Source organism: Stenotrophomonas maltophilia group sp. Smal12 (assembly GCF_037079935.1).
In the GTDB taxonomy this organism is placed as follows: domain Bacteria; phylum Pseudomonadota; class Gammaproteobacteria; order Xanthomonadales; family Xanthomonadaceae; genus Stenotrophomonas; species Stenotrophomonas sepilia.
The window spans coordinates 140,354-161,566 of record NZ_JBAWUK010000002.1 but is presented as its reverse complement, the minus strand read 5'-3'; the positions used below and the strand labels follow the sequence as shown (position 1 = coordinate 161,566).

The 21,213-nt window shown below is 66.8% G+C and carries 19 protein-coding genes and 1 pseudogene; 11 read left to right on the top strand and 9 right to left on the bottom strand.

Going from position 1 to position 21,213, the window contains the following annotated elements; translation table 11 throughout:
- Nucleotides 1-28: 28 nt before the first annotated feature.
- Nucleotides 29-4,111, bottom strand: a complete 4,083-nt coding sequence (gene hrpA, locus WDC87_RS02030; RefSeq protein ID WP_252744438.1) for an ATP-dependent RNA helicase HrpA — start codon at nucleotides 4,109-4,111, stop codon at nucleotides 29-31.
- An 86-nt stretch (nucleotides 4,112-4,197) separates the two neighbouring features.
- Here hrpA and WDC87_RS02025 point away from each other — a divergent pair, with 86 nt between their 5' ends.
- The 6 genes and pseudogenes from WDC87_RS02025 (at nucleotide 4,198) to WDC87_RS02000 (ending at nucleotide 11,005) form a co-directional block, all read left to right on the top strand.
- The gene (locus WDC87_RS02025) at nucleotides 4,198-4,746 is read left to right on the top strand and encodes a Dps family protein (protein WP_005418469.1); all 549 of its coding nucleotides are present in this window, start codon (nucleotides 4,198-4,200) and stop codon (nucleotides 4,744-4,746) included.
- Between the two features lie 510 nt (nucleotides 4,747-5,256).
- Nucleotides 5,257-7,062, top strand: coding sequence for a DNA helicase RecQ (gene recQ / locus WDC87_RS02020; RefSeq protein WP_072167681.1), 1,806 nt, complete (start codon nucleotides 5,257-5,259; stop codon nucleotides 7,060-7,062).
- Between the two features lie 93 nt (nucleotides 7,063-7,155).
- Nucleotides 7,156-7,539, top strand: coding sequence for a CopL family metal-binding regulatory protein (locus tag WDC87_RS02015; protein WP_252745500.1), 384 nt, complete (start codon nucleotides 7,156-7,158; stop codon nucleotides 7,537-7,539).
- Nucleotides 7,540-7,614: 75 nt separating this feature from the next.
- Nucleotides 7,615-9,426, top strand: a complete 1,812-nt coding sequence (locus WDC87_RS02010; protein WP_088497079.1) for a copper resistance system multicopper oxidase — start codon at nucleotides 7,615-7,617, stop codon at nucleotides 9,424-9,426.
- A complete protein-coding gene (locus WDC87_RS02005) occupies nucleotides 9,423-10,418 on the top strand; it encodes a copper resistance protein B (RefSeq protein WP_252745501.1) in 996 nt (331 codons plus the stop codon). Before WDC87_RS02010 ends, WDC87_RS02005 begins: the two co-directional genes overlap by 4 nt.
- An 81-nt stretch (nucleotides 10,419-10,499) precedes the next feature.
- A pseudogene (locus WDC87_RS02000) lies at nucleotides 10,500-11,005 on the top strand (GNAT family N-acetyltransferase).
- 87 nt (nucleotides 11,006-11,092) lie between these two features.
- Here the strand turns inward: WDC87_RS02000 and WDC87_RS01995 are convergent.
- Nucleotides 11,093-11,413, bottom strand: coding sequence for a zf-TFIIB domain-containing protein (locus WDC87_RS01995; protein WP_252745502.1), 321 nt, complete (start codon nucleotides 11,411-11,413; stop codon nucleotides 11,093-11,095).
- 150 nt (nucleotides 11,414-11,563) lie between these two features.
- On the opposite strand from WDC87_RS01995, the gene WDC87_RS01990 reads away from it, so the two are divergent.
- Together WDC87_RS01990 and WDC87_RS01985 are read left to right on the top strand one after the other, a co-directional pair.
- The gene (locus tag WDC87_RS01990) at nucleotides 11,564-12,331 is read left to right on the top strand and encodes a CPBP family glutamic-type intramembrane protease (RefSeq protein ID WP_072167676.1); all 768 of its coding nucleotides are present in this window, start codon (nucleotides 11,564-11,566) and stop codon (nucleotides 12,329-12,331) included.
- Between the two features lie 93 nt (nucleotides 12,332-12,424).
- Nucleotides 12,425-12,850: a response regulator gene (locus tag WDC87_RS01985; protein ID WP_061480336.1), complete on the top strand. Its 426-nt coding sequence runs from the start codon at nucleotides 12,425-12,427 to the stop codon at nucleotides 12,848-12,850.
- Between the two features lie 37 nt (nucleotides 12,851-12,887).
- Here WDC87_RS01985 and WDC87_RS01980 read toward each other — a convergent pair whose 3' ends face one another.
- Together WDC87_RS01980 and WDC87_RS01975 are read right to left on the bottom strand one after the other, a co-directional pair.
- On the bottom strand, nucleotides 12,888-13,826 hold the full coding sequence (locus WDC87_RS01980; protein ID WP_072167675.1) for an alpha/beta hydrolase-fold protein: 939 nt from the start codon (nucleotides 13,824-13,826) through the stop codon (nucleotides 12,888-12,890).
- Nucleotides 13,827-13,908: 82 nt separating this feature from the next.
- Complete coding sequence (locus WDC87_RS01975) at nucleotides 13,909-14,760, bottom strand: alpha/beta hydrolase-fold protein (RefSeq protein WP_088497082.1); 852 nt, start codon at nucleotides 14,758-14,760, stop codon at nucleotides 13,909-13,911.
- Nucleotides 14,761-15,590: 830 nt separating this feature from the next.
- On the opposite strand from WDC87_RS01975, the gene WDC87_RS01970 reads away from it, so the two are divergent.
- From WDC87_RS01970 to WDC87_RS01960, 3 genes are all read left to right on the top strand, one after another.
- The gene (locus tag WDC87_RS01970; protein WP_336331274.1) at nucleotides 15,591-15,800 is read left to right on the top strand and encodes a hypothetical protein; all 210 of its coding nucleotides are present in this window, start codon (nucleotides 15,591-15,593) and stop codon (nucleotides 15,798-15,800) included.
- Complete coding sequence (locus tag WDC87_RS01965) at nucleotides 15,794-15,946, top strand: hypothetical protein (RefSeq protein ID WP_227838078.1); 153 nt, start codon at nucleotides 15,794-15,796, stop codon at nucleotides 15,944-15,946. Before WDC87_RS01970 ends, WDC87_RS01965 begins: the two co-directional genes overlap by 7 nt.
- A gap of 83 nt (nucleotides 15,947-16,029) precedes the next feature.
- Entirely contained in the window at nucleotides 16,030-16,359 is a 330-nt protein-coding gene (locus WDC87_RS01960; RefSeq protein WP_252745503.1) for a hypothetical protein, read from the top strand.
- A gap of 247 nt (nucleotides 16,360-16,606) precedes the next feature.
- Here WDC87_RS01960 and WDC87_RS01955 read toward each other — a convergent pair whose 3' ends face one another.
- The 5 genes from WDC87_RS01955 to WDC87_RS01935 all read right to left on the bottom strand — a co-directional run bounded on the left by WDC87_RS01955 (nucleotide 16,607) and on the right by WDC87_RS01935 (nucleotide 21,172).
- A complete protein-coding gene (locus WDC87_RS01955; protein ID WP_336331273.1) occupies nucleotides 16,607-16,840 on the bottom strand; it encodes a hypothetical protein in 234 nt (77 codons plus the stop codon).
- Between the two features lie 215 nt (nucleotides 16,841-17,055).
- Nucleotides 17,056-17,619, bottom strand: coding sequence for a hypothetical protein (locus WDC87_RS01950; protein ID WP_301655154.1), 564 nt, complete (start codon nucleotides 17,617-17,619; stop codon nucleotides 17,056-17,058).
- A gap of 1 nt (nucleotide 17,620) precedes the next feature.
- Nucleotides 17,621-18,559: a hypothetical protein gene (locus WDC87_RS01945; protein ID WP_252745506.1), complete on the bottom strand. Its 939-nt coding sequence runs from the start codon at nucleotides 18,557-18,559 to the stop codon at nucleotides 17,621-17,623.
- Nucleotides 18,556-19,743 (bottom strand): hypothetical protein, encoded by a 1,188-nt coding sequence (locus tag WDC87_RS01940; protein WP_252745507.1) that lies wholly within the window; start codon nucleotides 19,741-19,743, stop codon nucleotides 18,556-18,558. The genes WDC87_RS01945 and WDC87_RS01940 overlap by 4 nt, the downstream gene beginning before the upstream one ends.
- A gap of 1 nt (nucleotide 19,744) precedes the next feature.
- Complete coding sequence (locus WDC87_RS01935; protein WP_336331272.1) at nucleotides 19,745-21,172, bottom strand: hypothetical protein; 1,428 nt, start codon at nucleotides 21,170-21,172, stop codon at nucleotides 19,745-19,747.
- Nucleotides 21,173-21,213 lie beyond the last annotated feature (41 nt).

The window sequence follows — 21,213 nt, the reverse complement described above, 5'->3', positions numbered from 1 at the left end:
GTCGCCCGAGGGGGCGGCCGGGGCGCGCTCAGGCCTGGCGCAATGCAGCCACGCGCTGCGCCAGCTTCTTCGCCGAGATGCCGGTGCGTGCCCCCAGCTCCTGCGCGAACAGCGATACCCGCAGTTCTTCCAGATCCCAGCGCAGCGCCTGCCATTGCGGGCGATCACGCAGGCCCTGCTGCTCGCCCGCCTCCAGCGCTTCCAGGAACGGATGCAGTTCCAGCATGCGCGCCTGGTCGCGCGGCGGATCACGCTTGGCACGTTCGGTGCGCAGGATCATCGCCTTCAAGTAACGCGGGTACTGCGCCAGCGCGTCGGCCGGCGTGTCGCGCATGAAGCCGGGGTGGATCAGCCCGGCCAGCTGCGCTTCCATGTCGTCCAGGTTGCCGCGCGCCCAGCCCATCAGCGGCGCCTCCAGCATCGGCTTCAGCTCCGCCACCAGCGCCAGGATGGATTCGGCCAGCTTCAGCCGCGACATCGCCTCGCCAAACAGGGCCTTGGCGGCATGCTCGCGGCGCTGCTCGAAGGCCGCCGCATCACGGATGTCTTCCAGGCCCTCGGCCAGCACCGCGTTCATCGCTGCATCGACCAGGTCACCACGCAGGCGCTCCTGCGATTCGATCGCGGCATACAACAGGCCGGTCTTGGCACCGACCGGCAACTGCTTGCGTGCCTGCTTCACCTTGTCGGCCAGGGCGATCTCCAGCAGGCGGCGCACGCCCAGCGGATGGGCGTCCTGCGCCTGCTGGCGGTCGGCGAAGATGCGCAGCGCCACGCTGTCGCCCTCGTCCAGCAGCGCCGGATAGGCCGGCACGCCGGCTTCACCGGGTACCTGCAGCGGAATCGGCGTGGCCGGGAACGTGCGCAGGCCGTCAGCCGCCATCTCGCGCCCGGCACGCGCGGCGAAGGCATCGCCAGCACGGCCACCGAATTTCGCGCGCAGCGCTTCCAGATCACGCGAGGTGGCCAGCACCTTGCCCTGTTCGTCGCGCAGCCGCAGGTTCATGTGCAGGTGTGGCTCGATCGAACCCGGCTCGAAATCCAGTGCGGTCACCGTCGCGCCGGTCGCACGTGACAGGAAACGCGCCAGCTCGCCGGTGATGGCATCGGCGCTGGGCTGCGGGAAGGCCTCGTAGAACGCGCGACCGAAGTCCGGCGCCGGCACGTAGTTGCGGCGCATCGCCTTGGGCAGGCTGCGGATCAGTGCCGAGGCCTTGTCGGCAACAAAGCCCGGCGCCAGCCAGCCCAGCTGCACCGGGTCTAACGCGTTGAGCAGGTGCAGTGGCACGTCCAGGGTGACGCCATCGTCGTCGGCCCCCGGTTCGAAGCGGTAGTGCAGCGGCAAGCGCGCCTGGCCCAGCGCCAGGTACTTCGGATAGCGCTCCTGTTCGCTGCCCTCACCGGGCAACAGGTCTGCCAACGACCAGTGCAGCGCCTTGCGCTGTTCCGGCGCCAGCCCTTTCCACCAGCTATTCAGTCCCGCCGCCGAGTGGATCTGCGGCGGCACCCGGTCCAGGTACCAGCGTGCCTGCCAGTCTTCGTCGGCAACGATGCCGGCGCGCCGCAGCTTGGCTTCTTCCTCGCGCGCGACCTCCAGCACTTTCTGGTTGTCGGCGACGAAACTGGCGCGGGTATTGATCTCGCCGGTCACCAGTGCCTGGCGCACGAAGATGTCATGCGCCTCGCCCGGCGCGATGCGGCCGTAATGGACCGGTTTCTTCGGTGCCAGCACCAGGCCGAACAGGCTGATCTGCTCGGACGCCAGCACCTGGCCCTGCGCGCGCGACCAGTGCGGGTCGAAGTGCTTGCGCAGCAGCAGGTGCGGCAGTTCGGCGATCACCCAGTCCGGCTCGATCGCGGCCAGGGTCATGCCCCATACCTTCTGCGTATCCAGCAGGTTGGCCACCAGCAGCCACGGCGGTGGCCGCTTGGCCAGCGCCGAACCGGGGAACGGCAGGAAGCGGCGCTGGCGTGGTGCCTGGAAATCGCCCTTCTCGGTGCGGTGGCCGATCTGCGTCGGCAGGCCCGCCACCAGTGCCCGGTGCAGGGTCTGGTAGGCAGCAGCGCGTACACGTTCGCTGAAGCCGCCGCCGACGGGCGCCTGTTCCTTCTGCGCGCGCGCGGCCGCCGGTGCCGGTGCGGCCTCGGCCTTGCCTTCGCGGGCCAGGCGCGCGGCACGATGCAACTGGCCGCGGGTGGCCTTTACTGCGGCCGCGTCATCACGCGCCGGTGCCGGCGCACTGCTGCCGGCCAGCAACGGTGCCATCGACGCCTCGCTGGCCTCTTCCTTCCAGCCCAGTTCCTCGCACAGCAGGCGCAGCTGGCGATGCAGCTCGCGCCACTCGCGCATGCGCAGGAAGCCGAGGAAATGACGTCCGCACCAGTCGCGCAGCTTGGACTGGGTCAGGTCCTCATGGGCCTGCCGGTAGGCATCCCACAGGCGCAGCACGCCGACGAACTCGGAGCGGCCATCGGCGAACTGCGCATGCGCGCTGTCGGCCGCACCGCGCGCTTCCGGCGGGCGTTCGCGCGGGTCCTGGATGCCCAGGAACGAGGCAATCACCAGCATCGGCCGCAGGCAGCCTGCAGCCTGTGCGGCGACCAGCATGCGCGCCAGCTTCACGTCCACCGGCAGGCGCGCCATCTGCTTGCCGATGGTGGTCATGCGCCGCTCGGCATCGATCGCGCCCAGCTCGGTCAGCTGCTGCCAGCCATCGGCAACGGCACGCTCGTCCGGCGCCTCCAGGAACGGGAACTCCTCGATGCGGCCCAGGCCCAGCTGCAGCATGCGCAGGATCACGCCGGCCAGGCTGGAACGGCGGATTTCCGGATCGGTGAACTCCGGCCGCGCCTGGAAATCCGCCTCGGCGTACAGGCGGTAGCAGATGCCTTCGGCGATACGGCCGCAGCGACCCTTGCGCTGGTTGGCGCTGGCCTGCGAGATCGGCTCGATGTGCAGGCGATCCAGCTTGTTGCGCGGGCTGTAGCGCTTGACGCGGGCGAAGCCCGGATCGACCACGTAGCGGATGCGTGGCACCGTCAGCGAGGTCTCGGCCACGTTGGTGGCCAGCACGATGCGCCGGTTCGGCCCGGGGTTGAACACCCGGTCCTGGTCCTGGTTGGACAGGCGCGCGTACAGCGGCAGCACCTCGGTATTGCGGTACTTGCGCCGTTCCAGCGACTGGTGCGCATCGCGGATCTCGCGCTCGCCCGGCAGGAAGATCAGCACGTCGCCGCGTGCGTCCAGGCGGGTGATCTCGTCGATGGCCGACACGATGGCATCGTTGACGGTGCGCTCGCCCTGGTCTTCGCCCTCACCTTCCAGCGCGCGGTAGCGCACTTCCACCGGGTAGGTACGGCCTTCGACGCTGATCACCGGCGCATTGTCGAAATGCTGGGCGAAGCGTTCGGTGTCGATGGTGGCCGAAGTGACGATCAGCTTCAGGTCCGGGCGCTTGCGCAGCAGCTGCTTCAGGTAGCCCAGCAGGAAGTCGATGTTGAGGCTGCGTTCGTGTGCCTCGTCGACGATGATCGTGTCGTAGTTCGACAACCAGCGGTCGCTGGCGATCTCCGCCAGCAGAATGCCGTCGGTCATGAACTTGATGCGGCTGTCGTCGCTGACCTTGTCATTGAAGCGTACCTGGTAGCCCACCAGCTGGCCCAGTTCGCTCTGCAGTTCCTGCGCCACGCGGCTGGCCACCGCACGTGCGGCGATCCGTCGCGGCTGGGTGCAGCCGATCATGCCGGCCTGGCCACGGCCTGCGGCCAGGCACAGTTTCGGCAGCTGGGTGGTCTTGCCCGAACCGGTTTCACCGGCGATCACCACCACCTGGTGGTCGCGGATCAGTTTGATGATCGCGTCGGCTTCACGCGCAATCGGCAGCTGCGGGTCCAGAGTAATGGACGGCTGCTGTTGCGCCCGCACCTGCCGGCGCTGCACCGACGCCTGCAAGGCCTGCTCGAAAGTAGCGGCCAGTGCCGCATCCTGCGGCTTGGCCTGGCAACGCGAGAGCATTCCCAGCAAACGGCCCCGGTCGCGGCTCATGGCGCCGTCGATGGCGGCGCGCTGTTGGCGCAGGCGGGGCGATGGATTTTTATCGATAGAGTTCATCAATCGGTTCGTTCAAAACTTTGAAAGCGACCAGTCATCACGACCGGTTTATTGTGAAGGCCAACGATTCCACAAGGAGGAACCCCATGGCGAAGACCAAGAGCACGACCAAGGCCAAGACCGGCAAGCAGAAGCTTGCAGCGGCGGCACCGTCGGCGCCGAACATCGATATCGGGATCACCCAGGGCGACCGCAAGAAGATCGCCGACGGTCTGTCGCGCTTCCAGGCCGACGCGTTCACGCTCTACCTGAAGACGCACAACTTCCACTGGAACGTGACCGGGTCGATGTTCAACTCGCTGCACACCATGTTCGAGACGCAGTACACCGAGCAGTGGGCGGCACTGGACGACGTGGCCGAGCGCATCCGCGCGCTGGGCTTCAATGCCCCGGGCTCCTACCGGGAATTCGCTGCGCTGACCTCGATCGTCGAGGAACCGGGCCTGACCGACAGTGCGGACTGGCGTGAAATGGTACGCCAGTTGGTGGTCGCCAACGAAGCGGTATGCCGTACGGCGCGTGAAGTGCTGGATGTGGCGGCCAAGGGTGACGATGCCCCGACCGAGGATCTGATGACCCAGCGCCTGCAGACCCACGAGAAGTACGCCTGGATGCTGCGTTCCCTGCTGCAGTAAGGGTTGGGGGGGGGGCGGCAGGGCTGCGCCCTGCACCCGCAGAGGCAACTGCAACGTCAACGTCAACGTCAAAAGCGGGCTATCCGTGGGTTGGCGGGGCGGGTCCAGTTGCGGGGGACGCCGTGAATACGTCCATGTAGGCTCGGTCGCCGCATCCATGCGGCTCACGCCCCCGCAACCGGACCCACCCCGCCTTCGACAGTTTTCCGCGATCTGCCAGCAAAGCCATTGGGGTCAGATCCGTTTTCCGCAGGAAAACGGATCTGACCCATTTTGTTTGTCGATATCTGACAGATTTCATCCACGCATGGCGTGGATCTACCGCCCACCGGGCCAAGTCCGGGGGAGAGCCCCCTGAGTCAGGGGGCGGACGCGAAGCGGCGGGGGTCTGGGAGCTGGTAAGTGGGGCCCGCGTTTCGCGGAGCGAAGCGTGGGAGCGGCAGCGCGCATGCGATGGCGCGTTCCCAGGGCGCAGCCCTGCCGACTCCCCCGCCGGGGTAAACTAGCGCGATGGCTTCCCGTCCCGCGCACGACCTGCTTCAACGCGTCTTTGGTTACGACGATTTCCGTGGTCCGCAGCAGGACATCGTAGAGCATGTGGCTGCCGGTCACGACGCCCTGGTGCTGATGCCCACCGGCGGCGGCAAATCGCTGTGCTACCAGGTCCCGGCCCTGCTGCGTGACGGTTGCGGCATCGTCATCTCGCCGCTAATCGCACTGATGCAGGACCAGGTCGAAGCCCTGCGCCAGCTCGGCGTGCGCGCCGAGTACCTGAATTCAACCCTGGATGCCGAGACCGCCGGCCGCGTCGAGCGCGAGCTGCTCGCCGGCGAACTGGACATGCTGTATGTCGCCCCTGAGCGGCTGCTGACCGGGCGTTTCCTGTCGCTGCTGTCGCGCAGCCAGATCGCCCTGTTCGCCATCGACGAAGCACACTGCGTGTCGCAGTGGGGCCATGACTTCCGCCCCGAATATCGCCAGTTGACCGTGCTGCACGAGCGTTGGCCGCAGATCCCGCGGATCGCGCTGACCGCCACCGCCGATCCGCCGACCCAGCGCGAGATCGCCGAGCGCCTCGATCTGCAGGAAGCGCGCCATTTTGTCAGTTCCTTCGACCGCCCCAACATCCGCTACACCGTGGTGCAGAAGGACAACGCCCGCAAGCAGCTGACCGACTTCCTGCGCGGCCACCGTGGCGAGGCCGGCATCGTCTACTGCATGTCGCGGCGCAAGGTCGAGGAGACCGCTGAATTCCTCTGCGGCCAGGGCTTCAACGCTCTGCCTTACCACGCCGGCCTGCCGCCGGAAGTGCGCGCCGGCAACCAGCGCCGCTTCCTGCGCGAGGACGGCATCGTGATGTGTGCCACCATCGCCTTCGGCATGGGCATCGACAAGCCGGACGTGCGCTTCGTCGCGCATACCGACCTGCCCAAGTCGATGGAGGGCTACTACCAGGAAACCGGACGCGCAGGCCGCGATGGCGAAGCCGCCGAGGCCTGGCTGTGCTACGGCCTGGGTGATGTGGTACTGCTCAAGCAGATGATCGAGCAGTCCGAGGCGGGCGAAGAGCGCAAGCAGCTGGAGCGGGCCAAGCTCGACCATCTGCTGGGCTACTGCGAATCGATGCAGTGCCGCCGCCAGGTGCTGCTGGCCGGCTTCGGCGAGACCTACCCCCAGCCGTGCGGCAACTGCGACAACTGCCTGACGCCACCGGCCTCGTGGGACGCGACCATACCGGCACAGAAGGCGCTGAGCTGCGTCTACCGCAGCGGCCAGCGCTTCGGTGTCGGCCACCTGATCGACATCCTGCGCGGCAGCGAGAACGAGAAGGTGAGGCAGCAGGGCCACGACAAGCTGAGCACTTATGCCATCGGCCGCGACCTCGATGCACGCACCTGGCGCAGCGTGTTCCGCCAGCTGGTCGCGGCCAGCCTGCTGGAAGTGGACAGCGAGGGTCACGGTGGCCTGCGCCTGACCGATGCCAGCCGCGACGTGTTGACCGGCCGCCGCCAGATCAGCATGCGCCGCGACCCGGCCAGCAGCAGCAGCGGACGCGAGCGCAGCGCGCAGCGCACCGGCCTGTCGGTACTGCCGCAGGACCTGGCCCTGTTCAACGCGCTGCGCGGCCTGCGCGCCGAACTGGCCCGGGAACAGAACGTACCGGCGTTCGTGATCTTCCACGACAGCACGCTGCGCAACATCGCCGAGCGGCGCCCGACCAGCCTGGATGAACTGGCCCGGGTCGGCGGCATCGGCGGTACCAAGCTGAGCCGCTATGGCCCGCGCCTGGTCGAGATCGTGCGCGAAGAGGGGTAAGCCGGGCTCGGCTCTACATTGGTGCGGCTCCAACCTTGAACCGGCCATTCAGCCGGAAGTGCATCCGCACCCGCTTGCGGCTAAATTAGCGCCATGTCCCTGGCCTCGACCCTGCTCCGCGTCGTGCTCATGCTCAGCCTGTTGCTCAACGGGCTGAACGCGGCCATGGCCCGTGGTCACGAAGAAATGGGGCGGATGGCCCACGCCGCAGCCGCTGCTGTTGATGGCGGCACTGCCGACTGCCACCACCACGCCGGCACGCAGGCCGACCCGGCCCCGCAGGCCAAGGCCCCGGCCCACGACGCCCACTGCCAGATCAAGGACTGCGTGCGCAGCTGCGCCCAGCACCCGCTGCTGGTGGTGCAGCCGTTGCCGTTCATTGCCGGACCGGCACTGTCGCTGGCCCCGCAGCCGATGCCGGCCACCGGCCGGCCGGCGCCGCCGCTGCCGCCGATCTCACGCCCTCCCATCGGCTGATTCCACACGCACCGTGCGCCCTGCGCACCGCAGCCGGCCGCCTGCCGGCGTCTTTACGTGTCTGGAGTCACCACCATGAATACCCGCATCCCCCGCGGTCCGGGCGCTGTGCCCATGCCGTCGCGCCGCCTGTTCGTGCAGGGCCTGGCCGCCGGTGGCGTGGTTGCCGGCATCGCCGCTGTCGGCGTGCCGCAGCGCGCGCTCGCCGCCGCCACTGCCGCCCCACGCCTGGCCGGCGCCCCCGCCGTGCTCAGCGACACCCGCATCGAACTGGCCATCGGCGAATCGCTGGCCAACTTCACTGGCCGCACCCGTCCGGCGATCACCGTCAATGGATCGCTGCCGGCACCCATCCTGCGCTGGCGCGAAGGCCAGACCGTGGACCTGTTCGTGCGCAACACGCTGGACCGCCACCCGACCTCGATCCATTGGCACGGCATCCTGCTGCCGGCCAACATGGACGGCGTGCCCGGCCTGAGCTTCAATGGCATCGGCCCCGGTGAGACCTACCACTACCACTTCGAACTGAAGCAGTCGGGTACCTACTGGTACCACAGCCACTCGATGTTCCAGGAGCAGGCCGGCCTGTACGGCGCGCTGATCATCGACCCGGCCGAGCCGGCGCCCTACCAGCACGACCGCGAGCACGTGATCCTGCTGTCCGACTGGACCGACATGGACCCCGGCGCGCTGTTCCGGCGCATGAAGAAGCTCGCCGAGCATGACAACTACTACAAGCGCACCCTGCCCGACTTCCTGCGTGACGTGAAGCGCGACGGTTGGTCGGCCGCGTTGTCCGACCGTGGCATGTGGGGGCGGATGCGGATGACGCCCACCGACATCTCCGACATCAATGCGCACACCTACACCTACCTGATGAATGGCACCGCGCCGGCCGGCAACTGGACCGGGCTGTTCCGCAGCGGCGAGAAAGTACTGCTGCGCTTCATCAACGGCGCCTCGATGACCTACTTCGACGTGCGCATTCCCGGCCTGAAGATGACCGTGGTCGCCGCCGACGGCCAGTACATCCATCCGGTCAGCATCGACGAGTTCCGCATCGCGCCGGCCGAAACCTACGACGTGCTGGTGGAACCGACCGGGCAGGACGCGTTCACCATCTTCTGCCAGGACATGGGCCGTACCGGCTTTGCCGCCGGAACGCTGGCAGTCCGCCATGGCCTGCAGGCACCGATTCCCGCGCGCGACCCACGCCCGTTGCTGACGATGAGCGACATGGGGCACAACATGGGTAGTGGTGGCCATGGTGGCCATGACATGGCCGCGATGAAGGGCATGGAAGGCGGCTGCGGCGCCAGCATGGGCCACGGTGCGCACGGCGGTAGCGATGCCGCCAGCAAGGCACCGAAGCACCCGGCCAGCGAACGCAACAACCCGCTGGTGGACATGCAGAGCTCGGCCACCGAACCGAAGCTGGACGATCCCGGTATCGGCCTGCGCGACAACGGTCGCCAGGTACTCACCTACGGCGCGATGCGCAGCCTGTTCGAGGACCCCGATGGCCGCGAGCCGAGCCGCGAGATCGAGCTGCACCTGACCGGCCATATGGAGAAGTTCTCCTGGTCATTCGATGGCATTCCGTTCGCCAGCGCCGAGCCGCTGCGGCTGAACTACGGCGAGCGCATGCGCATCGTATTGGTCAACGACACCATGATGCAGCACCCGATCCACCTGCACGGCGTGTGGAGTGATCTGGAAAACGCGCAGGGCGAATTCCAGCTGCGCAAGCACACCATCGACATGCCACCCGGCACCCGCCGCAGTTACCGCGTGCGTGCCGATGCGCTCGGTCGCTGGGCCTACCACTGCCATCTGCTCTACCACATGGAAGCGGGCATGATGCGCGAAGTGAGGATCGAAGAATGAGCCACTCACTGCTTTCCCCCAGCCTACTGGCCCTGGGCCTGGCCGCGGCATGGCCGGTATTCGCGCAGTCGCATGCTGGCCATGACATGGACGCGATAGATCCGCCCGCAAAGACCGCCAACGCGTCGGCCGAACCGGTCGATCATTCGAAGATGGATCATTCGAAGATGGACATGGGCGCGGCGGATCACGCCGGCATGGACCACTCCACGATGGACCACTCGAAGATGGACCATTCACAGATGGACCACGAGGGGATGGGTCACGGCACGCCCGCACCGATCGAACCGCGCGAGCCGATCCCGGTTCCCACCGATGCCGACCGCGCTGCCGCATTCCCACCGATCGCGCACGATGCGATGGAGCATGCACCGCAGATCAACAGCCTGCTGCTGATCGATCGCCTCGAACACTGGGACGGCAAGAACAGCACCGGCCAGGCCTGGGAGGCCACCGGCTGGATCGGTGGCAACATCAACCGCCTGTGGTTGCGCACCGATGGCGAACGCAGCCGCGGCCGCACGGAATCGTCGTCACTGGAAGCACTGTATGGTCGCAGCGTATCGCCGTGGTGGGACGTGCTGGTCGGCGTGCGCCAGGACTTCCAGCCGGCCGACTCGCGCACCTGGGCGGCCATCGGCATCCAGGGCCTTGCACCGTACAAGTTCGAGAGCTCGGCAACGCTGTACATGGGTTCCGGCGGCCAGGTGCTGGCCAAGGCCGAGGTCGAGTACGACGTGCTGCTGACCAACCGCCTGATCCTGCAGCCGCTGCTGGAAGCCACCATCGCAGCCAAGGATGAACCGGAGTACGGCATTGGTCGCGGACTGAACAAGGTCGAAGCCGGGCTGCGCCTGCGTTATGAGTTCAGCCGCCGTTTCGCGCCGTACATCGGCATCAGCCACGAGCGCACGTTTGGCGACACCGCCGACTACGCCGGTGACCACGCGCGCGACACGCGTTGGGTGGCCGGCGTTCGCATGTGGTTCTGATCAGCGGGGTGTGAGCAACCGCCAGCCCCGGCAAACGCCGGGGCCGGCTACACTGCGCCACGTTCCAATGCAGGCTCCGCCATGTCGCTGCAGATCCGCCGCGCCACCCTTGCCGATGTCGACGCGCTGTCGGCCATCGCCATCACCACCTACAACGAAACCTGGGGCGACTCGTATCCGGCGCAGGAGCTGCAGGATTTCCGCACTACAGCAGCGAACCGCAGCGCACCGAACTGTCCGACCCGCGCAGCGCGATCTGGCTGCTGATGGACGGCAACAACGTGGTCGGCTACCTGGCTGCTGGTGCCAACACCCTGCCGCATGCCGATGCCTGCGAAGGCGACATCGAACTGAAGCGCTTCTACATCCTGGCCGACTACCAGAACGGCGGCCACGGCGCGCGCCTGATGGACGCGTTCATGGCCTGGCTGGACCAGCCGCAGCGCCGCACCCTGTGGGTGGGCGTCTGGGAGGAGAACTTCGGCGCGCAGCGCTTCTACGCGCGCTACGGCTGCAGCAAGGTCGGCGAGTACGACTTCGTCGTCGGGGATACGCGCGACCGCGAGTTCATCCTGCGCCGGCTGTGACCATGCTGCACATGTAGAGTCGAGCCGTGCTCGACTGCTTTGGCAATAGCCAGTCGAGCATGGCTCGACTCTACAAAAGCGAAGCACCTAGAAGTCGAACAACTCCGACAGGAAGCTGTCCTTCTTCTTTTTCTTGTGCCCATGGCCGTACTGCTGGCCCCGGTTGTCCTCGTAGCGCTGGCCCAGGTGGCGGGTATCGCGATGCATCACCGGCGGCGGCGCAGCGGCCGGCTGTGCCTGCACAGGGGCGGGCGGCGGCACCGCAGCACCGGCGCCGGCATGTTCGATGATCTTGTCCAGCTCGCCACGGTCCAGCCACACGCCACGGCAACCGGGGCAGTAATCGATCTCGATGCCATGGCGCTCGGCCATCTGCAGGGTCTGGGTCTTGCACACGGGGCACAGCATGGGCATGGCTCCTGAAGGTCTGGCAACGACTCTACCTGCCCACGGATGACTGTGCGGCAACACATGACCGATGGCACAGGGACTTCCGGCGCGTGCCAGCCTCCCCGGCCGCCTTCCACACTGCACGCTGGTTCCGCAGGGAGTGCGTGCATGACCGTCCTGTCCCGCCTGCCCAACGCGGCGCGCCTGCTGCTGGTGCTCCTCGGCGTCGGCCTGGGCCTCAATCTGCGCGATGTCGCTGCGGCCGCAGGCGCGCCGATTCCCGCCTTGCCCATGCCCTACGGCGGCAGCCTGCTGGACAACGCACTGGCCGTGCTGCTGGCACTGCTGCTGGCCGCACTGCTGCGCCCCCATGGGGTAGGCCTGATGGCCAGCCTGGGGCTGCGCGGCAACGGCTGGCGCGGCCCGATGTGGGTGCTGCTGGCCAGCCTGCCCTGCTGGCTGGGCCTGGCGCTGCTGGGCACGCCCAACACCGCACTGACCACCCTGGATGCAACGATGCTCGCCGTGCTGTTCCCACTGGCCGAGGAAGTGCTGTTCCGCGGCCTCGGCTTCGTGTTGCTGGTGAAGCTCATGCGTGGCCCGTGGTCCCTGCTTGCGCTGCCGCAGGCGCTGCTGTTCGGTTGGGTGCACTGGCTGGGCTTCGGCGGCTTCGACGGCGGCGGCACTGCCCTGTTCGTCGGCGCGGTCATCGCACTGGGCGGCTTCATCTTCGCTTGGCTCGACCATCTGGACGGCGACACCCTGTGGTGCGGCCTGGTGCTGCATGTATCGATGAACATGGCGTGGAACGCGTTCAGCCTCGATGACGCCGTCGCGCTGGGCTGGCAGGCCACCAGCCTGCGTATCGGCACCGCGCTGCTGGCGGTGGCGGTGCTGGCCTGGCAGGTACGCCGCCGGCAGCAGCATCGGCTGTAACGCCCACTTAGCCTGGCGTGCACGCCGGGATCACCCCCGGCTTGCGCATACTTGCGCGCCTTCTGCTCCCCTGTTGTCCGGAGTTGCCGCGTCATGTTGCTGTCCAAGCGCTTTGTGGAACCGCGCGTCCTGCTGATCGAGGACGCCGAGGAAACCCAGGAACTCAGCCGCCTCGCCCTGGAAAGCCAGGCCTGCCAGGTCACCGCTGTCAGCAGTGCCGAGGCCGCGCTGGGCCTGCTCAACGCCGGCGAGCCGTTCGACCTGCTGTTCACCGACGTCTGCCTGGGCGGGATCAGCGGCATCGAAACCGCCAACCGCGTGCGCGAGCATCTGCCGCAGCTGCCGATCCTGGTCACCTCCGGCATGGACCAGCATCATGTGCTGCCGCAGCTGCGCGCCGGCATCCACTTCCTGCCCAAGCCGTACAGCATGAGCGAGCTGCTCGATGCCATCCGCCTGTGCTTCCGCCATGCAGCGGATGCCACGTTGATGCCGCCGCCGCAGGCCAGCGCGGCCTGAGGCAATCATTCACGCATGGCGTGGATTGAACCTGCAATCAACCGCTGCTGTACGGTCCGGTACCCGGGAACACCTTCAGCAGCGCGCGGGTGATCATGTCCGGATACACGGTGAAGTGATCCTGGTCATCGATCACCATGTTGTCCACCGTCAACGAGCGCCCGTTGGCGCGCAGCTGCTCGGCGAATTCGGCGTTGTGGCGCAGCATGTCGTTGCGGGTGAAATAGCGCGGCTCCGGCTTCACCGTTTCGAAGCTGCCGATCGACAGCACCACCGTGGTCGGCTGCGTGGGCGCCTTGGCCTCGGCCTGCATGCGCGGCACCCGATGGTTGTCGAACCACAGCGACGGGCTTGACAGGATGTAGGTGCGGAACATGTCTGGGCGCGTGGTCAGCACGTAGGCACCGAACAAGCCACCATAGGAATGACCGGCATAGGCGCGCCGCGCCGGATCAGTGCGGTAGCGCGCATCGATCATCGGCAGCACCTGCTCAGCGAGGAAATCACGGTAGTGCGCCGCGCCGCCGTAGCTGACGTCGTCGCTGTAGTCACGCGGATCGGTGCGCGCCGGATCGCTGGGCGTGTAATCGCGCGAGCGGCTCTGCTTGGACGTCAGGCCTTCCTGCGGCGGCAGCCCGACCAGGATGAAATCCTCGAGGTTCACGCCCTTCTGCCCCACCATGTTGCGCACGCTGCGCACCAGCGGGAAGGTGTACAGCGCATCGGTCACATACAGCACCGGATAGCGCTTCTCTGGATGCGCCGCGTAGTCAGCCGGCAGTGCTACCCAGATCGGATAATCGCGGCCCACCGGATCGTGCACGCGCAGCGCTTCGGTATCCGGCAGCACCACGCCCGGCACAGCGGTGGCCGCGCTTTCTTTCGCTTCATTCTGCGTTGCCGGTGGCGCCACCGACATCGCACAGCTACTCATGGCCAGGCAGGCCGCCATACTCCATCCACGCACACGCTGCATCCACACTCTCCCATTGCGGGCGGCGCACCGCATGGCACCGCTGCCGCATCCTTGCATGGCGTGCAGCCCGGTGCCAGTGCGGTCAGGGCGAGGCCGGCGGTGGTGCCGGGAACAGCGTGCGCAGCGCCTGCATTGCGGCCGGGTGATAGAGGGTCGCGTGGGTTTCCTCCGGCAGCGGCAGGTACTTCACCAGCGGCGACGGCGAGGCGTGCTGCAGCAATGCGGCCAGTCGTGCGGCAGAGGCGGCCAGCTCCGGCTGCCCGCTGCTGGCCAGGAACACGTGCGGCTGCGCACGCGTCACCGCAGGCAACTGCCTGGCCGCTCCGGCCAGCATCGCGCCGCGGTTCCACCACAGGCTGGGATCCAGCGCGATGTAGCTGTTGAACAGCGCCGGTTCCTGCAGCAGCGTCTCAACCACGAACAGGCCGGCCAGCGACTCACCGATCAGCGCGCGCTCGTCGGTGGTCGGGTAGCGCTGGCGTACCTGCGGCATCAGTTCATCGCGCAGAAACGTGCGGTAGGCCGCGGAACCCCCAACGCGCGGCGCGATCTTCTGGTCCTGCGGATCGCTGCTGGGGCCGGTCATGTCGCGACGGCGCTCGGTGTTCTCGATGCCGACCAGCAGGAACGGGCGCATGCTGCCATTGCCGCTCAGCACCTGCACCAGTCCTGCCACGTGCAGGAAGTCCTCACCGATGCCGCCGTCGGGCATGTAGATCACCGGCAGCGGCGCCTTCGGGTCCAGGCCCCAGGGCTGCGGGCGGTAGACATTGATGCGGCGGGTTTCACCCAGCGCCTTCGATTCGATGGTGAAGGTTTCGCCGATCACCAGCGAGGTTGCGGCCGCTGATTGTGCGGACGGCGCCGGTTCGGCGGCCATCAACGGCGCGACGGAGATGGCGGACAACAACAGCGACAGCATGATCAAGCGCATGGGGTGACCCGTCCTGGGAAAGAGGCCGAGCATAGCGCCCAGCGGCAGGCATTGGCGGCTTCTGCACGCTCAGCATCCCTGCCAGATGCATAGATCCATGCCATGCGGGGGATGACCTCCCCGCGCGCAACCGGGTACGGCTCGGTTTCCCATGCGAATCGCAGCCGAGCATGGCTCGGCTCTACAACAGTTCAACCGTCGCGGATGGGACGGATCACTGTAGAGCCGAGCCCACGCTCGGCTCAGCCCACCGCGCAAACCGCAGCCGAGCATGGCTCGGCTCTACAACACCTTGGACGTCGCAGATGCACCGATTTTTGAGTGCGTGACCCGCTGTTCCGTACCACCACGGCTGGCAAACGTGGCGCGCACTTTCCACGTTCCCCACCACGGCAAACGTGCCGTCAGCGGCAGTTACCGACATTGTCCAACGCGACCGACCGAGCGCATGAGCACATGCGTCGCGCCCTGTCGCTTGCTGCGTCGGCGCGGCCTGCGCCACCATCGTCGCGCGCCTGGATTCCGCATCGTTCTTCGGAAAATCCTCATTGAGCTCCAGGCGCAGGCGTAAACACCATACTGCGCCACCGACAACGGGTGGCAGCGGGCCTGCAAGCCCGTAATGACATTCACGCTGTTGTTTGCGCTCACCCGCCGACACTGTCTTTGGACCGTGCCGGCGGGTGATCCGTCGGCCTTCATGGCGGGCGGTGCGTGGGGGTCTTCGGACCCGCCGGTTACTACGTGATGTCATTCCGGCTTGCAGCCACGCATCGCCTGCCACCCGCCCTGCGCGGTGGCACGCCCACTCCAGAGCTGAGGAAGCCGAGATGACCGACCGTCCGCCCTATGCTTCATACGCCGCCAGCACCCACGATGACGACGACAACCCTGCGCCCGAACTGAGCACGTTTCTGGCTGCCTCAAACGCATCCGCGCGGGCGAAGGCGCCGATGGCCTGCCCTGGCCTGAAACCAGCCTATCTGCAGGGCGCGGGGTTGCCCTGTCGCGGGTGGAACGAGCCGCCATTGGCATGCTGACCGTGGCGGAAATGCTGCACGCCGCCGACCGCTGCCGAGCAATGGCCACGCCGGACCGGCATCTGGATGCCGGCGTGGTTGAAGGGCTGTTCTTTGCCTGCCGCAGTCTGGCCGAGCTGGTGTGCCGGGACGTGCGGCCGGAGTAGCCTCACCCTGTACTGCAAACCGGGCCATACTGGGGCCGGACCGGCCGGTACCGGGTCCCATCGAAACCTACAAGGAGGTTTGCGTGTTGAATGTCGTGATCGTTGCCGCGCTGGCTGCTGGCCCCGCTGCGTCCGTACCGTATGCCGATTGCCTGCTGGGCAATATCCAGCCCGGGCTGTCCGATCATGCTGTGCAACTGGTACAGCGGGCGTGTGCGGCGAAGCATCCAGACAGTTTCCTTGCCTCGCTGGAACTGGAACGCGCCTACAGCGCCCAGCGGCAGGCGCGGTTCGATGCGGATCGTGCGACAGCGGAACGCTCTGCGAATGCTGCCGCCAACGCCGCAGCGGTCGCCGCGCAGGCAGCCGCCGAACACGAGGCGGCGCGGGCGCGCGGCGCCAAAGCGAAATAGGCATTTTGCGGGCAACAACACAAAAGGCACCGCTGAGCGGTGCCTTTTTGAATGACTTGGGTCATTGACCGCATTGGTGGGCCGTGAAGGATTCGAACCTTCGACCAAAAGATTAAAAGTCTGACGAAGAACCATTGCGCCACAAGGCTTTGGCCGCAAAATCCGCTCCGCAACACTATCTGCAACGGCGCCCTGAAACCCTTGTGTGGCTTGGCGCCGTTTCTCGTTGCGGAGCGCCGGAAGCGCCCTACCCCATCCAATCGAACGGCGGCTTCAGGCGGTCCTTCAGCAGGCGGTTCCCCGCGATCGCCTCCCGGTACTCCCTGATCTTGGCCAGGTCCTCGCGCAGACGGGCCTCGTGCCTGATCACCCACAGCTCGGCGCCTACCCTGCCCTGCTCGTAGCTGCTGCACCAGCGGAATGGACCGCCTGGGCCATGCCGGTGCCGGTCCAGCGAGGCAATCCAGATTCCGTCGTTCACCCGCTGGATCATGACCACCACCCACACACCTTCACAGGCAATGACGGTCGGGAGGTCATCCCGGTGGCTGGATGACCTGGTCGTCCAGTAGAAGTCGACGGGGAGCGGCATGGCCGGGAGGATACGGCCGGCCGTCGCAGATCCTGCGAACGGGCCGGCCACCTCCCTGAATCGTTCGGGCAGAGCCGAGCCTGACTCGACCCTACCAGCCCCGGTCAGGCGATCGGGAAGCACTCCCACTGCAGCCGGTTGCCGGTGTTTCGGGCCACCGACACCAGCTGCAGGCCGGGCGCCGCGGTCAGGACATGCTCGACCGCGAACCGCTCCCGTTGGATCCGGCAGCACAGATTGCCGGCGCTCATGTAGGACAGGACCACGTCGGACACCGCCAGCTCGGCATTCCGCTTCTCATCCGTGGCCAGCCTGGGGTTGCTCATGCCTGGGAAGCCAGTGAACACCATTTGATTCACCTGGCTGTCGTACCACCACAGCCAAGCCTGGCCGGCCTGCACGAACGCGACATGCGCCCGCATGTTCTGATCGAACGCCAGGGCGATCTCGGTCATGCCCGGACGGCTGAACAGGACAACCGGCGCGACCCCGTCGGCGCTCAGGACCGCGTCGTCCCCCTTGACCTCGATGGTCCACAGCCGCGCCTGCAGGCCGGTGCTGGCATCGCCCAGGGCGTTGCCCCCCAGCTCATAGTCGATCAGGGGGGCGCGGCGCGCATTGACCTTCTCCACGAAGTCGCCCTGCAGCGGAACGCTCGATAGCGCCATGTCAGGGAACATGACGCCCCCAGGTGCTGCGGACCTGCAGCGTCAGGACCTTGGTCGCGTCCTTCGGGATCTTCGGGGTGAACGAGGTCTGGAAGTCGCTGAAGGTGTTCGACACCACCACAGCTCCCAGGCCGGTGGCGAAGTTGCTGTTGTTCAGCTGTGCCGTGAGGACGTGGCTGCGGTAGTACGTGCCGTTCACATAGGGCTCGTTCGTGTAGTCCATGGAGTTCGACGTGCCGCCGGGCATGCTGGTAACCGAACCGAGGACGTTGCTCTCCGTACTGCGCGCGCCGGAAGCGCGGTTCGCCGTGTTGATGGTGATGGCGTCGCCGAGCTGCAGGCCCTGGTTGCCACCGATGTTGGCCGGGCGCAACACACACGCATAGGTGACGCCGCTGATAACGACGTTGAAGCTCACGTCCGCCTCATTCACGTAGGCGCGCAGCTCGTAGGTGACGTCAAGCACTTCGTCGCTCAGCACCGTGATGGTGGTCGGATTGCCACCACCGTCGAGGATCAGCGCTCGGCTGAAAACCGCCGTCGAGGACCAGCCGATGCCGACCTCGGATAGGTTGCCCGCCGCAGCACCGGCCGCGAACCGGAACGTCTTGCGCTTCCAGCCGTAGCGCGGGGACACCACCATGCCGTTGGTGTCCGAGTTGATCGCGGTAGTGCTGGCCACCCGGGACTGCAGCTGAGTGTCCCCGAACGCTGGGGCTGCGCTGCCAGAGCCAACAATGCAGGTGCTGAGGTAGTCGCTATTGCTACCCATACGATCCAGGCCGGCGTCGACGACCAAGTTGTCGAACCAGTCGGCAGCCAGTCGGCGCGAGCCCTGGATCTCTTCCCCCTGTGCGTCGACCTTGAACGCCTCAATCTTGAAGCGGCCGGCCACGGCATGCGGAATGTTCAGTTCAACGACGTTGTTTCGAGCGTTCATGCGAGGGTTCCCGAGGTAATGGACATGGATGCGTCGACGCCTTCAGGCGCCATGGTGGTGGTAATCAGCACTTGGGCCAGCGTGCCGGAGAGGATTGCCAGGCCGGAATCGACACCCTCTGGCACCATCGTGTAGCCGCGCAGCAGCTGGCGAAGTTCGCCGCTGAGGATCTGCAGGCTGGGGTCCACGCCTTCGGGCGGGATCAGGTACGTCTGCAACGGTGTGCGCATCTCGCCCGACACGATCACCAGGCTCGGAGCCACACCCTCGACATACGAAACCTGCGGCGGCACCCGGATACCACCGCCGTCGACCGCAAGGCTGCTGGACAGTTCTTCGATGACGCCGATCGCATAGGGCTTGCTGGTGAAGAACACCGAGTGGTCGCCGATGAAGCCGCGCCAGATCGCAGTGCGGCCGGCGGAGTCACTGACCTGCAGGGTCAGGCGGTACTCGGCCTCATGGTCCAGGCCGACGGCCGCGACGGTGTGATCCCATTCGAAGTCGTCGACGAACAGGATCTTGTTTTCGCGGTAGCGGATGCCGTTGCCGGCAATGTTGATTGTGGCGGCGCCGGCGGGCGCGATGCCGACCACGTTGGAGTCGTACACCCGGTTCTTGCTGGCCGACATGACCCGGTTGCCTTCTACCCGGCCGACAACCTGGCCATCCTGGTCCCGGTACTCGAGCAGGACCGAGGCGCCGGCGTTGCCCTCGGCCGACGCACCCTGGCGCACCTTGCACTTCGCCGCGGTGCGTTGCCCTGGATAGACCTCATACCGCGACGTGCTGGAAATGATCGACTCACCGCGGTTGTTGTTGTATCCCGCGGCCCACTGCCCGGTCGGCGGGTTCTCCGTTGCGATCACCCAGCCCGCGCCGGTGTCCCAGCCGGTCGGGCCGCTTTCGAAACCAGGATTGGCGATCGGCGCGGCGCCGGCCTGGTACGCCGGCCAGGTCAGCACCACCTGTTTCGTGGCCTGGTCGACGTACAGCTGGTGGCCTGGCGGCAGCCGGTCGCCGTCGATCTGGCGCACCGTGCAGCCGCCCACGGCGTTGTAAATCTGCAGGCGCCCCTCGTAGGCCACGAACGGCAGTGCCTTCGGCAGGTCGCCGACCACCAGTAGCGGCAGCAGCCGACTGCGCTGATCGAGGTCCGGCCGGTCGTAGATGCGCGCCGACATGTCAGCTGGACCTCTGGCCGACCAGGTACACCTGCAGGCCCTTGGCGCCGGCCGTGCCTACCTGCTGGACATCGATCGTGATTTCGTCGCCGGCAGCCAGCAGGTCGCCGCCAGGGACAAACGTCGGCGGCAACGCGGCGGTCAGCGTAGAACGCTCGCCGTTGTCGAACGTGAGCTTCACGTTGAGGATGCTGGTGCCGTTTCGCTTCACGTCGACCGTCAGCGGCACACCGGTGGCCTGCGCTTCTGACAAGCTGGCGTAGATGCCGCGCTGCGCCACCGGCGACAGCGCCACACCATAGGGCAGGACCAGCGAGCCCTTCCCCGTTCCGGCTGTAATGTTCGTCCCGATGAGGGCAGATCGATCGGGTAGGACAAACGACTGCAGGTCGGGGTTTGCGGCGCTTCGCAGCAGATCACCGGCAGTTGACCACGCGTCGGCATCGGGCGCTGTGCAGGTTGCACTGAAGATGCATCCTCTCGCACGCGACTTCGGCTGGAAGAGATCCGGCACCGACAGCTGCCCTCCGCCCTCGATCGCCAGCGTGACCTGACCGACGCCCACCTGCTGGACCGAGAAGAACTGCCCCTCCTTCCAGTCGATCGCGCTGCCCGTGTTGGCGCGGATCGTGATCGTAATCGGATTGGGCGAGTTGGCGAGGATCAGCGTGTTGTGCATGTCGCCGGCCAAGGTCGTGTTGCCGGTGACGCTCACGATGCGCGGCGCGACTGTGTAGATCGGGGTTTCACCGATCCAAGGCCGGGCATAACCGCGCAGGGTGGTAAAGCCTCGCTGCCCATCGGCTGGCGCCGTCGTGAATCGAATTGCCGGAGCCACACCCTCGCCGCCAGGCAGAATCTGGAAGTCGCCGGGCTTCGATACCAGGTAGTCCCCAGCCCCGGCCGTCTTCTCCAGCGCCGTGTCATAGAACAGGGGATCCAGCACGTCGGCACCTGCCAGCGGGAAGTCGGTCACCTCGCCATCGCCCTCAAACGGCCAGAACTTCGGCGCTATACCTACCGACCCGCCGCCGTTCTGGATCTGTTCGATCAGCACCAGCACGGTGCGGAAGTTCACCGCATCGGCATCGCCCTTCGCATCGCCCACCCTGATGATGCGGCTGCCCTTGGCGTCCCATACGAACTCACCGCTCTCCGGGTCCTGTATCAGCTGCATGCCGCTATCGAGCAGCTGCTGCAGCTGCATCACACGGTAGTCGAAGGCGTCTTCGTGGATCTCCGGCAGAAACGCACCCTGGTTGGTGATGTCGGCCGGCTGGTCCATCGGCACCGTGCGCAGGACCAGGATGTCCAGGTTCAGCGCAGGGGCGGCATTGAAGGTGATCGTGCTGGTGTTCGCCCGCAGTCCGGTCACCGTGTACTGCGATGGCGGCACCAGGCTGTATACCGGATGCGTGCCGGTGAACACCTGGATATGCGAGGCCAGGAATGCGCGCGGCCCGGGGAACG